At 70.5% G+C, this 15,068-nt stretch carries 10 protein-coding genes and 1 pseudogene; 6 read left to right on the plus strand and 5 right to left on the minus strand.

The genetic code is table 11. The annotated features are described in order from the left end of the window. Nucleotides 1–62: 62 nt before the first annotated feature. On the plus strand, nucleotides 63–1,250 hold the full coding sequence (locus QHF83_RS44885; protein ID WP_282424272.1) for a hypothetical protein: 1,188 nt from the start codon (nucleotides 63–65) through the stop codon (nucleotides 1,248–1,250). A gap of 25 nt (nucleotides 1,251–1,275) precedes the next feature. Here the strand turns inward: QHF83_RS44885 and QHF83_RS44890 are convergent, their stop codons facing one another. Continuing rightward, a complete protein-coding gene (locus QHF83_RS44890) occupies nucleotides 1,276–2,376 on the minus strand; it encodes a serine/threonine-protein kinase (protein ID WP_282424273.1) in 1,101 nt (366 codons plus the stop codon). An 84-nt stretch (nucleotides 2,377–2,460) separates the two neighbouring features. On the opposite strand from QHF83_RS44890, the gene QHF83_RS44895 reads away from it, so the two are divergent. Beyond that, complete coding sequence (locus QHF83_RS44895) at nucleotides 2,461–3,828, plus strand: sigma 54-interacting transcriptional regulator (RefSeq protein ID WP_282424274.1); 1,368 nt, start codon at nucleotides 2,461–2,463, stop codon at nucleotides 3,826–3,828. A gap of 9 nt (nucleotides 3,829–3,837) precedes the next feature. Here the strand turns inward: QHF83_RS44895 and QHF83_RS44900 are convergent, their stop codons facing one another. Both QHF83_RS44900 and QHF83_RS44905 read right to left on the minus strand, forming a co-directional pair. Then, nucleotides 3,838–5,211 carry a serine/threonine-protein kinase gene (locus QHF83_RS44900; protein WP_282424275.1) on the minus strand — a complete coding sequence of 458 codons (1,374 nt, stop codon included), beginning with the start codon at nucleotides 5,209–5,211 and terminating at the stop codon, nucleotides 3,838–3,840. 8 nt (nucleotides 5,212–5,219) lie between these two features. Beyond that, a complete protein-coding gene (locus tag QHF83_RS44905; RefSeq protein ID WP_282424276.1) occupies nucleotides 5,220–6,425 on the minus strand; it encodes a radical SAM protein in 1,206 nt (401 codons plus the stop codon). Between the two features lie 147 nt (nucleotides 6,426–6,572). On the opposite strand from QHF83_RS44905, the gene QHF83_RS44910 reads away from it, so the two are divergent. Beyond that, nucleotides 6,573–9,464: a DUF4175 family protein gene (locus QHF83_RS44910; protein WP_282424277.1), complete on the plus strand. Its 2,892-nt coding sequence runs from the start codon at nucleotides 6,573–6,575 to the stop codon at nucleotides 9,462–9,464. Between the two features lie 11 nt (nucleotides 9,465–9,475). Next, nucleotides 9,476–10,990 (plus strand): hypothetical protein, encoded by a 1,515-nt coding sequence (locus QHF83_RS44915; RefSeq protein WP_282424278.1) that lies wholly within the window; start codon nucleotides 9,476–9,478, stop codon nucleotides 10,988–10,990. A 9-nt stretch (nucleotides 10,991–10,999) separates the two neighbouring features. On the opposite strand, the gene QHF83_RS44920 is transcribed toward QHF83_RS44915, so the two are convergent. Together QHF83_RS44920 and QHF83_RS44925 are read right to left on the minus strand one after the other, a co-directional pair. Beyond that, complete coding sequence (locus QHF83_RS44920; protein ID WP_282424279.1) at nucleotides 11,000–12,547, minus strand: sigma-54-dependent Fis family transcriptional regulator; 1,548 nt, start codon at nucleotides 12,545–12,547, stop codon at nucleotides 11,000–11,002. 89 nt (nucleotides 12,548–12,636) lie between these two features. Then, complete coding sequence (locus tag QHF83_RS44925) at nucleotides 12,637–13,482, minus strand: MBL fold metallo-hydrolase (protein WP_282424280.1); 846 nt, start codon at nucleotides 13,480–13,482, stop codon at nucleotides 12,637–12,639. Between the two features lie 390 nt (nucleotides 13,483–13,872). Here QHF83_RS44925 and asd point away from each other — a divergent pair, with 390 nt between their 5' ends. Then, nucleotides 13,873–14,712 (plus strand): archaetidylserine decarboxylase, encoded by an 840-nt coding sequence (asd, locus tag QHF83_RS44930; protein WP_282424281.1) that lies wholly within the window; start codon nucleotides 13,873–13,875, stop codon nucleotides 14,710–14,712. After that, a pseudogene (locus tag QHF83_RS44935) lies at nucleotides 14,709–15,068 on the plus strand (hypothetical protein); the annotation flags it as partial. The gene asd and the pseudogene QHF83_RS44935, both read left to right, overlap by 4 nt.

Consider the following 15,068-nt stretch of genomic DNA (forward strand, 5'->3'; position numbering starts at 1 on the left):
TTGCGAAAGTCCGGAGTGAGCCGCGCCGCGACACATCCACTTCCTTGAAAAGAGGCATTCCCATGTCCAGGATTCGTCACGCCATCACGTTCGCCCCCATCGCCCTGCTCCTCGCCGCCTGCGTCGGTCCGATCGACGCGCCGTCCGAGGGGCTGACCGCCGAGACCTCGCAGGCCATCACCATCGTCCAGAAGATCGAGGTCGGCTACTCGCACGTGTTCACCATCGCCGACGGCGGAGACCTCCATGCCTGGGGCTATAATGCCAATTACGAGCTCGGCCTCGGGGACACGACGACCCGCGCGGCCCCCGAGCTGAACCCGAGCCTCGGCGACGTCGCGGACGTCGACGGGTACGGCCTCCACGCCTGCGCGGCGACGGAAGGCGGCTCGGTGTATTGCTGGGGTCACAATGGCTACAACAAGGCGGGTGCCGGCTCGTGGTACAGCCCGAAGACCACGCCCACGGCCATCTCCGGGATCACGGACGCAGTCGCGGTCGCCACGGGGTACGAGCATTCGTGTGCCCTCCTCTCCTCGGGCGAGGTGGAGTGCTGGGGGCAAAACTACTACGGGCAGCTCGGCCATGGCTCGACGGGCTCGTATGAGGCATCGCCCGTGACGGTCTCGGGCCTCTCCGACGCCATTGCGATCGACGCCGGCGCGTATTCGACGTGCGCGCTCCGCGCCACGGGCAAGGTGGTTTGCTGGGGCGACGACTGGCTCGGCCAGCTCGGCAACGGGAGCCCGAGCGCGAATCAGGACGAGCCCGTCGAGGTCTCGGGGATCGACGACGCCGTGAAGATGGTGCGCGGGCAAAACCACGGCTGCGCGCTGCTCTCGAGCGGCGATGTGAAATGCTGGGGCGCGAACAACTACGGGCAGCTCGGCCTCGGCTCGGGCTCGGCGAGCTTCGTGTATTCGGCCGAGCTCGTCTCGAGTATCTCGGACATCGTGGACATCGGCGCGGGGGGCAACCACACCTGCGCCATTCGTAGCGACAACGCCGTGTTCTGCTGGGGATTGAACGATTCGCGGCAGCTCGGCGACGGCACGACCACGAACCGCAGCGCGCCCACCGAGATCACGGACGCCGCGGGCGCGATCAAGATCGACGGCGGCCAGGTCTCCACGTGCGCGCTCTTCGAGGAGGGCGTGAAATGCTGGGGCAGCGATACCCTCGGGCAGCTCGGCAATGGAGCGCCCGCGTCGGGGAGCAGCTCCACGCCGGTGGACGTCGTGTTCCCCTGAGGGTTCAGGGCAAGGCTGGCTGCTTCTAGCGGCCGAACAGGAAAAAGGCCGCGATGGCGAGGATTACGATCGCCATCGCGGCCGCCATCCACGCCCGCCCCGCCGCGTCCGCCCGCGCGGTCTTCACCGTCTCCGCCGTCCGCTCCGTCTTCGCCCGCGGGAGATCCGCCGGGTATGTCGCGACAACCTTCTGCTCGTCCTCGGTCACGCCGATGAGCGCGTCCTGCCGCAAGGAAAAACCCTCGGGCAGGAGCGTGCGGAGCGCGTCGCGCATCGCCTCGACGGTCGGAAAACGGTCCTCGCGGGCGTGCGCCGTCGCCTTTTCGACGAACCGCGCGATCTCGGCCGGCACCCACGGCGCGGCCTCCGCGAGCGGCGGCTGCGGCTGCGTCGTGATCGCATAAAGCAGCTCCACGAGCGATTTGAGGTGCGCGTGCGGCGGCGCCCCCGCGAGCATCGCGTAGAGCGTCACGCCCATCGAATACACGTCGCAACGCGCGTCGACTTTCTTCGGATTCTCGATCTGCTCGGGCGCCATGTAGAGCGGCGTGCCGATGACCTGCCCGCTCTGCGTCATCGATATCGCGGGCGCCGTGAGCGCAGAGCCTTCGCCCACGGTCTCGGGCGTGCGTCGGATCTTGGCGACCCCGAAATCGAGGAGTTTTACCGTCACGTCGCCGCCCTCATCCCGCGCGAGGAAGAGGTTTTCGGGCTTGATGTCGCGGTGGATGACGTTCACCGCGTGCGCCGCCGCGAGCCCCTCGCAAGCCTGCGCGAGGATTCGCAGCGCGACGTCGGGGCGGAGCGGGCCCACGCGCCCGAGGAGCGCGCGCACGTCCTCGCCGTCGAGCAGCTCCATCACCTGGAACGGCACGCCGGTCTCGGGATCGTGATCCACCGCCACGGCCGAGACGACGTGCGGCGAGGCGAGCGATCCGGCGATACGCGCCTCCTGCTCGAAGCGGAGCAGGTCCGGGTCGTCGGGGGCGAACGGGCGCGCGTGCAGCCATTTGATCGCCACGGGAAGGCCGGTCTTCGTGCTCCTCGCCTCGTAGACGGTCCCCATGCCGCCTTGACCCAGCACGCGGACGATCTCGTAGTCGGTGAGGAGTTGCCGACCAATCATCCGGGGGGATGGTACCGAGCGCCCGATGAAGAGCAACTGCTTCGGGCGAGCAAGCATGGGAGTTCGTGATACCGTGCCCGCACCATGAGCAAGGAACCGCACGCGAAGGAGACGGTGGCCCTCGTCGTTCGCCCGCGCGAGTGCGCCATCGGCCGCTTTCGCCTCCAGGTCACGGCGGGGCCCGATCGAGGCGTCGAGCGCGTCTCGGACGGCGCCGAGCTTTCCGTGGGCACGGCCGCCGGCAACCACCTCGTCCTGACCGACGGCGCCGTCTCGCGTCACCATTGCGTCATCACCGTCACCGACCGCGGGTTTCTCGTGCGCGACCTCGGCAGCCGCAACGGCACGCGGCTCTCCGGCTTTCGCGTGGAAGGCGCCTACCTCGGCCCCGGCGCGGTGCTCGGCGTGGGCAAATCGACGCTGCGCTTCGATCCGCTGCCCGACGAGATCGTCGAGCCGCTCGCCGACGAGGAGCGTTATGGCCGGATCCTCGGCCAGAGCATGGCGATGCGCAGGCTCTTCGCGGCCCTGCCGCGGATCGCCGCCTCGGATTCGACGGTGCTCATCGAAGGCGAGACCGGCACGGGCAAAGGCCTGCTCGCCGAGGTGATTCATCAGAAGAGCCCGCGCGCGGAGGGGCCGTTCGTGGTGATCGATTGCAGCTCGATCCCGCCGACGTTGATCGAGGCCGAGCTCTTCGGCTACATGCGCGGCGCCTTCACGACGGCGCTGCAATCGCGGGCGGGCGCGTTCGAAGCGGCGGCGGGCGGGACCGTGTTTCTGGACGAGCTCGGGGAGCTACCGCTCGACATGCAGCCGAAGCTGCTCCGGGCCCTGGAAGAGCGTGTGGTGCGGAGGCTCGGGAGCCTCGATCCGGTCAAGCTCGACGTGCGGGTGATCGCCGCGACGAACCGTGACCTCCGGCAGGAGGTGAACCGCGGGACGTTCCGCTCGGATCTTTATTATCGGCTGAACATCGTGCGGATTCGATTGCCGCCGCTGCGGGAGCGGCGCGAGGACATTCCGCCGCTCGTCGCGCATTTCTACGAGCAATTCGCGCGGTCGGGCGAGCCGCTGCCGCCGGCGGAGCTCGTGGCGGCGTTCACGAAGCAGGATTGGCCGGGGAACGTGCGAGAATTGCGGGCGGCGGTGGAGCGGGCGATCCTGATGGAGGACCAGGAGCTCTGGTTCGAGGCGACGCTCGGGGCGCCGCCCGGCTCGTCGCCGAAGGCGGCGGCGCCGCCCTCGGTCGATTACGAGGACGATCTCTCGCTCGGATCGTTCCGCGCGGCGAAGGAGCGGGCCGTGGCTCGGTGGGAGCGAGGGTACATCGAGACGCTGGTGCGGCAGAGCGGAGGAAATCTGTCCCGCGCGGCGCGCTCGGCGCACATGGATCGAAATCACCTGCGGGAGCTCTTGCGGCGGCACGGGATTTCGGCCACCGAGGAGTGACGGCGTTCGTCAGCGTTCCAGAAAGAAAAACCGCGGGTCGTTCGGGAAGGGCGAACGCGGGAGAGCCTGACCGTCGAGCGCTTCCCTCGAGGCAATGACGCCCCGCGCTGGTCCCGGCGACCAGGAGCTGACATCGAGGAGGCCGCCGGGGAGGATCGTGCCGGCTTCGCTCGTGTGGAGCGCGCCGACGTGCGCGACGATGCCGAGGTCGGCAGGTTGTCCGGACAAGGGGCCCGCGAGGACCCGGCGATAAACGCGGACGCACGCTTCGAGCACGCGCCGGGCGAACGGAGGGTCGGGCGGCGTGGGCGAGACGGCGAGCAGGTTCGTCGCGGTCTCCCTGGAGAGCACGAGCCCGGCCGCGGTGAGCTCGGCCGAGACGAGGGGCAAGCTCGTTTCGAGGGCCGTGAGGAGCGCCTCGTCGCCGTCCGCGAGCGCAGCCGGATCGGCGCGGAGCGCGACGGAGACGGCCATGGAGGGGCGAATCGAGGCGGAATGGGATTTCGGGTTTCGCGGGTTCGTCGCGGCAAAGCGCGCGGCGCGGAGTGCCCGGACGAACTCCGGCGCGGAGGCATATCGGCCCGCGGGATCGCGGCAAAGCGCGCGGAGGAGGGGCTCGTCGAGCGCGGGATCGATGGGCGCGCGCTCGCTCGGCCTGGGCGGGCGGGCGTGGAGGTGCATCTGCCGGACGACGGCGGTGGCCTGATCGCCGAACGGCGGTTTTCCCGTGAGCATGGCGAATGCGAGCCCGCCGAGCCCATACACGTCCGCCCGCGTATCGAGCGGCTGGCCGAGCACCTGCTCCGGCGCCATGAACGGGAGCGTGCCGAGCGTCGCGCGGGAAGCCGTGAGCGAGGGGCCGGCGCTGTCGAGGAGCTTGGCGACGCCGAAATCGAGGAGGACGACGCGGCCTTCGGCGCGGCCCTCGGCGAGGAAGACGTTCGAGGGTTTGATGTCGCGGTGGACGATGCCGCGCGCGTGGGCGGCGGCGAGCGCGCCAGCGAGCGGTTCGAGAATGCCGAGGACCTCGTCGATCGCGAGCCTGCCGGCGGCGGCGAGGCGCGCGTCGAGGCTCTGTCCGGTGAGCAGCTCCATGGCGAAATAGGGGCGCCCGTCGGCGATGCGGCCGACCTCGTGGACGCGGACGACGTTCGGGTGGGTGAGCTCGAAGATGATCGCCGCCTCGCGCTCGAAGCGCGGGATCGCCGTGGGATCGGTGAAGAGGTCGGCGTGCATGACCTTCACCGCGGCGGCGCGGCCCGTGGGCGCGTGCGTCGCGCGGGCGACGATCCCGAAGCCGCCGCGGGCGATGACCGAGTCGAGTCGATAAGGGCCGGCCCAGAGCTCGCCGCCAAGAGTCGACGAATCGAGTTTACTTCGCACGGTACATCCTAGACCCCGTTCGGGCCGTCCTCGGGCAGGGCGATTTCGACGCGCTCCATCGAGACGCCGAGCGATTCGGCCTTTTTCGCCTCGCTCTTGCGCTTCGCCTCGAAGAGCCGGAGGCCTTTCTCCGTCACCAGGCCTACGGGCGGCGCGTCCGGCGGGTGCATTTCCTCAGGGGACGCGCGTGGTTTGTCCTGGCCCGAGCGCGCGGCGGCGAGGCGCTCCTCGAAATCCTTTTTCCACGCGGGCAAGGTGCGTAGCGGATAACTCGGGTCGCTCGGGTCCGTGATGATCGTCTCGACGACCGCGTCCATGGAGACGAAGACGGGATAGAGCTCCTCGGGGTCGTACGCCGCGCCGCGGTCGAAGAGGCCGCCGCAGATCGGGCGGAGCGTGCAATGGTTGCAGGCGGGCGCGTAGATGTGCTCCCAGTCGGTCTGGCGGACGGTCTGCTTGTTGTCGAGGAAATGCACGATGCGCTCCTCGCCCTTCACGATCTTGCGCGTCTCGGTGCTCGCCCAGGCGAACTCGGTCATGTAGCAGAGCGGGACCTTTTCCACGCGGAACGAGCGGCCCGATGCGTGGAGCTTGCGCATCGCGCGCTGGAGCGAGACCTCGAAATCGGAGAGGCGCGGCGTGAACTGCGCCTGGTTCACCTCGGCGCGGCCCATCGAAGGGTCGAGGTTGTTCCACACGAAATGGCGCACGTACGGGTGGTGCGTGATCCAGTGGTCGATGTTTTCGTCGAGGTGATCGGCGTTCAGCTTGTTGATCACGCAGTTGATGTTGACCTCGATCCCATTCTCGTGGGCATTGCGCACGGCGGCGAACGCCTTTTCGAGCGTGCCGTCCGTGCCGCGGAGGCTCGCCTCGACGTCGGGGCGCACCGAATACACGGACACGTGCACGAGTCGCACGCCCGCCTCGGCCAGGCTGCGCGCGAATTCAGGATCCGCGAGGCGCGAGCCGTTCGTGATCATGCGCACGTGGAGGCCTTGCGCGGAGGCATACGCCGCGATGCGCGGCAGCTCCGGGTGCAGCGTGGGCTCGCCGCCGGTGAGGATGACCCCGAAATACCCGCGCTTGACCAGATCGTCGACGAGCACCTTCATCGTGTCGAAGGTGTGGACGTAGGGCGTCGTGGGGTTCGAGCAGAACCCGCAAAAATGGTTGCAATGCCGGACGACCTGGATGTAGCCGATGTTCGCCAAGCGAGATCTCCCGGATGTCGGGATGCGTGAGCAAGCAGGTGCCCGGGCGCCGCGAGGACGAGGGGCGCTCCGCATCGTACGGGAGGCGCCCGAAGGCGGCAACGGAGGGGAGAAGCGACGAGCCTCCGGTCTGCTACGTTCTCCGCCGTGGAGCACGACGTCCCGGTTGCCTTGCTCGCCCAGCTTCGTTCCACCTGGGAAGCCGAGATCCGTCCCTCCGCGCGCCGCGCGCTGACCGCGCTCGCCGCCGCCCTGGTGATCGGCCTGGCCCACCTCGCCCGCCGAGGGACGCCTGCCGTGCGAGCGACCGTGGCCGCGCTGCTCGCCGCGTTCTGCGTGTTCCTCGTGGCACGCGCGATCGTGCTGCATCGGCGCCGGCAAGATCCGAGGCGCACGATCCTGGAGACGATCGGCCCGACGGACCCGGAGCTCGCCGCCGCGACGGTGCGAGGCCTCGGGCTCGTGGAGCAAACGACGAAGGACGCGACGCGCGGATCGCCGTCGCTCGCACGTCTGCACCTCGCGCGTTTGCTGAGCCGCGCGTCGATCGAGCGTATCGCGGAGCGCGCTTCCGTCGCGGCGCGGCGGTGGTCCGTGGCGGGCCTCGTGTTCGCGCTCGTGGCGGTGTTCGGCGCGGCGATCGAGCAACGCGTGATCGAGGGGCTCGACGTGCTCGTGGCGCGGGGCGGCGAGGCGCCGCTGCCGCTCTCGTATCTCGAGGACGTGAACATCGTCGCGAAGCCGCCCGAGTACCTGCACCAGCACGGGCGGGTGATCGATACATTCGAGGCGACGTCGCTACCGCGCGGGACGACGATCACGGTGCACGGGCGCCCGACGTACCCGAGCCGCACGCTCGTACTGACGGACGGCAAGGTGGAGGTGCCGTTCGCGTTCGACGGTGTGGGCGGCGTGGTGGCGCGGTGGGAGCTCGGGGAGACGGCGACGCTCCGGATCGCGGCGCGCTTCGGCGAGGTGCGGATTCCGCAGGCCGACGAGCAAGAGGTGACGTCGATCCCGGACCTCGCGCCGAAGGTCCTGGTCGAGGACGCGCCGCGCACGGTGCGGATGCTCGACGAGCCGGAGATCGTCGTGTCGTACGAGGCGACCGACGATCACGGCCTGCGCGAGGTGGATCTCGTCTACCGCTCGGGCGGGCGCGAGGCGCGGCGCGTGCTGTCGCGGCCGCAGGGCGATCCCAGGTCGGATCGAGGATCGCACCGGATCGTCTTCAGCGGCGACGCGTTCTTCAAGCGCAACTTCCTGCCCGTCGAGATCACGGTGGAGGCGCGCGACAACGATCCGATCGTCGGGCCGAAGTGGGGCAAGAGCGCGGCGATCGTGGTGATCCCGCCGCAGGTCGGCGAGCCGGAGGCGCTCCGGTACGAGGCGCTCGTGCGGGCGCGCGACGCGCTGACGGACCTCGTGGCGATGCGGCTCGTGGAGGATGCGCCGAAGGGGACGCAGAACGCCGATCACGTGAAGAAGGAGCGCGAGGCGCAGGAGAAGGCGCTCGGCGTGGTGGAGGAGGCGCTCGCCGGGACGTACGGCGGTTTGCGGTTCCCGCGGCGCGCGCTCGCGCTCGCGCGCGGGCAGCTTCGCAGGCTCGAGGTCGCACTCGCGGAGGAGCAGAAGCAACCGTCGGCCGCGACGCACCAGAAGCTCGTCGAGGAGAGCGAAGAGGTGCTGCTCGCGATCGACGCGGCCGCGCGCTCGCTCGGGACGTCGGACACGCGCCGCGTGGCGAAGCGTCTCGCGGCAGTCGCGGACGAGGCCGCCGAGGCGACGGCCGTCGCCGCAGGGCAACGCGGGAGCGATACGGCGAACGGCGTGGCGCGGCTCGACGCGGCGGTGACCGTGCTCGACGGGGGAGGGAAGCAGCTCCTCAGGCTCGGGACGCTCGGGCTGGATCTCGGGGAGATCGTGGCGAATGGGCTCCGGCGGATCGATCGGGCGCGGAAGGCGAACGATCTGTTTCACGCGGAGCTCGCGGCGCGAGACCTGGCGGCGCGCCTGCGAAATCCGGATCCGTCGTTCGCGGGCGGAGGCGGCAGCGGGAGCGGGACGGAGTCGGCCGCGGGCGGGAGCGGGACGGGCGACGGCGATCCTTCGAGCGCGGACGATGCGGCGGAGGCGGGCGAGCAGGAGCTCGAGGACCTCATCCGCGAGCACGCGAACGAGCTCGAAGACGTGGAGCAGGCGCTCGAACGCGCGTTCTCGCAGGACGAGCTCGACGAGCTGAAGGACGAGGCGAAGAAGCACGCCGAGGCGATCCGCGAGGCGATCAAGGATCTTCCGAGGCGCGCGGGCGAGCCGGGCTCGGCGACGGCCGCGGGCAAACAGGCGCGGGACCTCGCCGAGTCGATGGCCGACGCGCTGGAGCAAGGTCGGCCACGCGACGCGGTGCAGAGCGGCAAGGAGGCGATGCGCGCGCTCGAAGACGCAAAGAAGCGCGGGCAATCGGCCCAGGAGTGGAACCTCGGCGAGCAGAGCGCGGGTCGCGAGGCGGAGCGAGCGCGGCCAGGCCTCGGCGAGGAGCTCGCGTGGGCGGAGCAGGCGCTCGAAAAGCTGCGGAAATCGGCCGCGGAGCGCGCGAAGGGCGACCTCGAGAAGAGCGGCAAGCGCGAGGCACAGATGGCCGAGCGCGCGCGCAAGCTCGGGGAGAAGGGCGCGTCGGGTGATGGCAGCCTGCCCGAGGAGACGCTCGATCTGCTCGACCGCGCGGAGAAGAGCATGCGTGACGCGGAGCGCGCGCTCGCCGAGGGCGACGGCGATGCAGGGCTCGAACATCAGCAGAACGCGCAGCGGCTCTTGGAGATGGCGCGCGGCGAGCGGAACAACGAGGAGAACGAGAGCAATCAGGAGCGGCCCGAGTCGAGTGATGGACGCTCGATGGCGAAGAAGGCCGACATCCCCGGCAAAGACGGGCACAAGGGGCCCGACGCGTTCCGCAAGCGCGTGCTCGAAGGGCTCGGCGGTTCGTCGGATCCGCTGTTGAAGGAAGCCGTGAAGCGCTACGCGGAGGGGCTCCTGCGATGAGGTCTCTGGCGATGCGGAAGGTTCTTCTGGGCGCGCTCGCGGTCGCGACGTCGATGAGCGTCGCGGCGGCGAGCGCGGCGTACGTGCCGCTGCTCGGTGATCTCGATCGGGCGCGGCGCGCGCGGGAAGCGACGCTGGAGCTCGACGTGGCGGCGGCGCGCAAGATTCTCGACGGCGCGGATACGTCGGACACGGCGCTCGCGCTCGAAACGGCGCGCCTCCTGCTCTACGAGGGCGACTGCGACGGGGCCGTGGCCGTGCTGTCGCGGCCGGACCTGACGAACCGGCCGGAGGCGATGGACCTCGGCGACGTGTCGCGCGGATGCGCGCGCGCGACGGCCGGGACGCTGACGGTGCGCGACGAGCGCGTCATCGTGCGGCTGCAAGACGACGAAGATCAGGCGCTCGTGCCGCTCATCGTGGACGTGGCGCTCAAGGCCCGCGAGAACCTCGCGAAGGATCTCGGCGTGGAGCTGCCCCTGCCGATGCGGATCGATCTCGTGCGTGATCAGTTCACGCTCGCGGCGATGACGGGTTTGCCCGAGGAGGCGGCGCAGACGACGGGCACGGTGGCCGTGGCGAAGTGGGGGCGCGTGACGATGATCTCGCCGCGCGCCACGATGAACGGATACGCGTGGCTCGACACGCTGGCGCACGAGCTGACGCACCTCGCGCTCACGCGCGGCACGCGCGACAAGGCGCCTTTGTGGCTGCAGGAAGGCGTGGCGAAGCGGCAAGAGGTGCGGTGGCGCGAGAAGGAGCCGCTCGACGATTTTCCGGCAGCCGACGTGGTCGCGCGCGTGGGCCTCGACAAGGGGCTCGGCGTGGAGCTCGACAAGATCGGGCCGTCCATCGCGATGCTGCCGTCGGCGGAGCAGGCGCAGGTGGCGTTCGCCGAGGTGGCGAGCTTCGTGCGGTACTGGGCGCGCGAGGCCGGGGAAGAGGCGCTGCCGCAGCTCGTGGTGCGGCTCAAGGCGGCCGAGAGCTCGAAGGATTTCGAGCAGGCGATCGCCGAGGTGAGCGCGGCGGACTTCCAGACGTGGGTGAAGCGCTGGCGCGGGCACATCACGAGCCTGCCGAAGGACCTGCCGCCGGAGCTCGAGCCAGGCGCGATGCCGGCGAACGTGAAGGAGATCGCGCGGCGGATCCGGCTCGGGGAGCTCTTGCAAGGCAGAGGGCACGCGCGGGCGGCGTCGATCGAGCGGGCGCGCGCGCATGCGCTCATCCCGCACGAGGCGTCGGTGCGGTGCCACCTCGCGGAGTCGCTCCTCGCGATGGGCGATACGCAGAACGCCGCGCCGCTCGTCGAGCGCATCGACGACGTGTACAACCGCTTCGGGCGGTGGCACTCGCTGAACGGGCTCTTGCACCCGGACCCGAGCGACCTCGATCGTCCGTTCCGCTTCGGCATCGCGCTCGACCCGCTCGAACCCGCGGTGGCGTGCGAGGAGAAGGCCGCGCCGGAGCTGCCGAAAGACGCGATACGCGCGGCGATCTGCGAAGCCGCGCGCCGCATGCCTCGCTAGGAAGTAGCGTCAGTCATCGTCGCCGCGGCTGTGTGAGCCGCCGAGGAGCGAGTCCGGTCCGCGCGAGGTCGGGCCTCCGCCGTGGCGGCGCGAGAGGGCGCGCGCGATCGTGTTTCGACCGACGCCGAGCCTTCGGGCGGCCTCGGTCTTGTTGCCGTCGCACGCGGCCACCACCGCGCCGACGTAGCGCTCGATCGCATCGTCGAGCGAGAGGTGGAGTGGCAAGCGGACTTCCTCCTCGCTGCTCGATCGCCCGTCGGAGATCGTCGTCGGGCGCCTGCGTTGGGGCAGGTGCGCAAGCGTGATGCGGCCGTCGGGCGCGAGCGCGATGGCGCTCTCGATCCAGTGCTCGAGCTCGCGCACGTTGCCCGGCCAGGTGTGGCTGCCGATGGCGGAGAGCGCGGCCGGATCGAACGTGGGGGTGGGCCTTCCGTAGCGCTGCGCGTAGAGGTCGGCGAAGTGCCGCGTGAGCGCCTCGATCTCCTCGCGGCCGCGGGCCCTGAGCGGCGGGAGCTCGATCTCCACGACACGCACGCGGTAGTAGAGGTCCTCGCGGAAGCGGCCCTCGGCGACGGCCCTCTCGAGGTCGCGGTGCGTCGCGCACACGACACGCACGTCGCCGCGCATCGTGTTGCGTCCGCCGACCCGCTCGAATGTACGATCCTGAAGGAATCGCAGGAGCTTGCCCTGGATGTCGAGTGGCAGATCGCCGAGCTCGTCGAGGAACAAGGTGCCGCCCTCGGCGAGCTCGACCTTGCCCGGGACGCGACGATCCGCGCCGGTGAACGCGCCACGCTCGTGGCCGAAGAGCTCGCTCTCGACGAGCTGGGCGGGCAGGGTCGTGCAGTCGACCGTGACGAACGGGCGCGCTTGGCGCCGGGAGTTCACGTGAATCGCGCGGGCGAACAGGCCCTTGCCCGTGCCGGTCTCGCCTCGCAGGAGCACCGTCGCGTCGGTCTGCGCGGCGAGCTGGATCTTCTCGTAGACGGCCGTGATCGGGGCGCTGCGGCCGACGATGCGATTGAACGGCCCTTGCAGCACGAGGCCGGGGTTGCCCCCGTCGGCCGCGCGCAGCGTGGTCATCGTGAGCGCGCGGGCGAGCTGGCTCGCGAGCGCGACGAGGTAGCGCTCGTCCTCTTCGTCGAAGCTGCCGCCGCCCTGCTTGTTGAGGAGCTGCACCACGCCGCGCACCGGCGCGCGCGCCTCCTCGCGGATCGGCGCCACCAGCATCGAGCGCGTCGTGTAGCCCGTGGCCCGGTCCGCCGTCGGATCGAAGCGCGGGTCGGTCGAGGCGTCGTCGACGCGCACGACCTCGCCCGTGCGGGCGACGTATCCCGCGATGCCGCGGCCGAGCGGGAGGCGCAGCGCGGGCAGCTCGGGCAGGAGCGCGACGCGCGTCACGAGGTCGCCTTGCTCGGCGTCGACGAGCCAGATCGTCGCGCGGTCGGCGAACATCGCCTGCGCGAGGCGCTCGCACGCGGTGCCGAGGAGCGCGTCGAGGTCGACCTCGCGCGCGAGGAGCGATGCGAGATCGACGAGGAGGGAGAGGCGCGACATGGAGCCTGGGGCGAGCTCGAGCATAAGGTGCCACGCCGCCGACGTCACCATCGTCGGCTCGTCCCGGACGCGGAGCGCGGGCAGGCCCATCAGGCCGCCCTGGCGATGGAGTCGAGGCCGATGACCATGCCCTCGCGCGCGGCGACGGCGTTCGGGAAGAGCTCGCGCGTCCTCTGCTCGAGGTCGAGGACCCCCGCGTCCGAGCGGCGCGGGTCGTGGTGGAACAGCACGTACTGCCCGACGCCCGCCGCCTTCGCGAGCTCGACGCCGGCCACGTACGTCGAGTGACCCCAGCCGACCTTGGAGTTGCCGGGCGCGGTGCCGCGGTACTCGTCGGGCGTGTACTGCGAGTCGTAGATCAGGACGTCGGCGCCTTGCGAGAGCGCGTAGAGCTCGGGGTCGATACACGCGAAGTGCTCGGTGTCGGTCGCGTACACGACGCTCCGGCCGTTCCAGTCGAGGCGATACGCGAACGAGCCGCCCGGGTGGTTCTGGCGGGCCACGCGCACGACGACGTCGTTGATCTGGAAGCGCTCGCCGCTCCGGACCTCGCGCCAGTCGATCTTCGCGCCGAGCTGGTCGAGCCGCACCGGGAAGACCGGCGCCGTCATCTGGTAGGCGAGCGCGTCGCGCAGCGACATCACGCCGTTCGCGCTGCCGATCACCTGGATGTTCGAGCTCGGCACGTACGCCGGGACGAAGAAGGGGATGCCCTGGATGTGGTCCCAGTGGACGTGCGAGAGGAGCAGCGTCGCCTCGACCGACCCCTCGCGCATGAGCTTGTCGCCGAGCGCGCGGATGCCCGTGCCCGCGTCGAGGATGAACTTCGTCGAGCCGCACCGGATCTCGACGCAGCTCGTGTTGCCGCCGACGCCGATCGTGTCCGGACCCGGAGAAGCAATGCTGCCGCGAACGCCCCAGAACGTGATCTCCATGTGATGCCTCCTCGTCGTTGCCTTCGACGTCTCTCCTTTGCGAAGGTCGTGCCGTCGCGAAATCCCGCCTTTTTCCCGCAGATCGCGAGGAAGCCTCGCCGGCACTGCACCAAGACCGAGCGGCGCCGCGCCGAAACGGATCGCTCCGTGCGCGAGCGCTCAAAGGCGGGCGCCCGTCCACGTTGACGAGGTGGTGCCAGGCCGTCATGTTGGTCCGAACACACGCGCGCCTCACGACCCAACCGCCCAGGCGTACCCAGCCGTGCGTCGGGCAGCAGGGTCGTACGAGTGAAACCCCGTGAAAACCGGTCCCGCGATCGCGCTCCGCCGTTGACCCTAATCCCGCCCGGTGCCTAAGCTCCGCCAGGCCGACTTTTTCCGATCTCGACGATGATCGCTACGTACGCTGCCGCCCAGATCCTGCGTGCGCTCCCGCGCGAGCGCATTACCCGAGCCGTAGGCCGGCTCTGCGACCTCCCGTTACCCCAAGCGGTCACGTCCGCGGTGGTCGGGATCTACGCCCGCGCCTACCGCGTCGACATGGCCGAAGCCGTGTGCCCCGAAGGGGGCTTCTCGTGCTTCGACGCCTTCTTCACGCGCCCCTTGCGAGACGGCGCGCGACCTCTCTGCCCCGACGAGGGCGCCCTCGTGAGCCCCGCCGACGGGCGCATCGACTCGTTCGGGATCATCGAGCGAGACGGCGTCTTCCGGGTGAAGGGCAAGGACTACTCCGCCATCGACCTGGTCGGCGACGTCGAGGACGCGCGTCGCTACGAGGGCGGACAGTTCGCGATCGTCTACCTGAGCCCGCGCGACTACCACCGCGTGCACGCCCCCGCCGGCGGCACCATCTCGCTCGTGCGCTCGTTCCCCGGCGAGTACTTCCCCGTGAACTCGATCGGCGAGATGCACGTGCCGAAGCTCTTCTCGGTGAACCGCCGCGTCGCGATCTGCATCGACACGGAGGCGCACGGGCGCGTCACCGTGGTGATGGTGGCCGCGATGATCGTCGGTCGTATCACGGTGAGCGGGATCGACGCGCGCGACGTGCCGTACGGCGAGCACACGATCGAGCCGGGGTACGTCATCAAGCGCGGGGACGAGATCGGCATGTTCCATCTCGGCTCGACCGCCGTCATCTTCGTCGAGCCGGGCAAGGCCCGTCCCTGGGGGATCCAGGGCGGCCCGATCCGGATGGGCGAGTCTCTGCACGGAGCCGACAGCCGATGAACGAGACACCTCCCCGCGGGATTGAAGATTCCACGGCGACGCAAACCTCGAACGGGATCGACGGGCCCCCTCCCGGCGTCTCGGGCGTCGCCGGTGCCGTGGGGAGCGTGGACGGGGCGCCGCCTCGTCCCCTTCCGCCCCGCCCGGGAGGCAGCGTCCCGGCGCCGCCGCGCCCCTCGCGCGTGCCCGCGAGCGCCTCGTCCCCGCCGCCGCGCCCGAACACCAACGTCCCGCCGCCCCGCGCGTCGAACCCGCCCGTCGCGGCCCCCGTGCCCGAGGTGCCGCCCGCGCCCCCGGTGCCTCAGATCGAGGCGCCCACGGAGACGCCGGCCGCTGCCGCCGCGGAGCCGGAGCGC

The organism is Polyangium sp. 15x6, from assembly GCF_029960785.1.
In the GTDB taxonomy this organism is placed as follows: domain Bacteria; phylum Myxococcota_A; class Polyangia; order Polyangiales; family Polyangiaceae; genus Polyangium.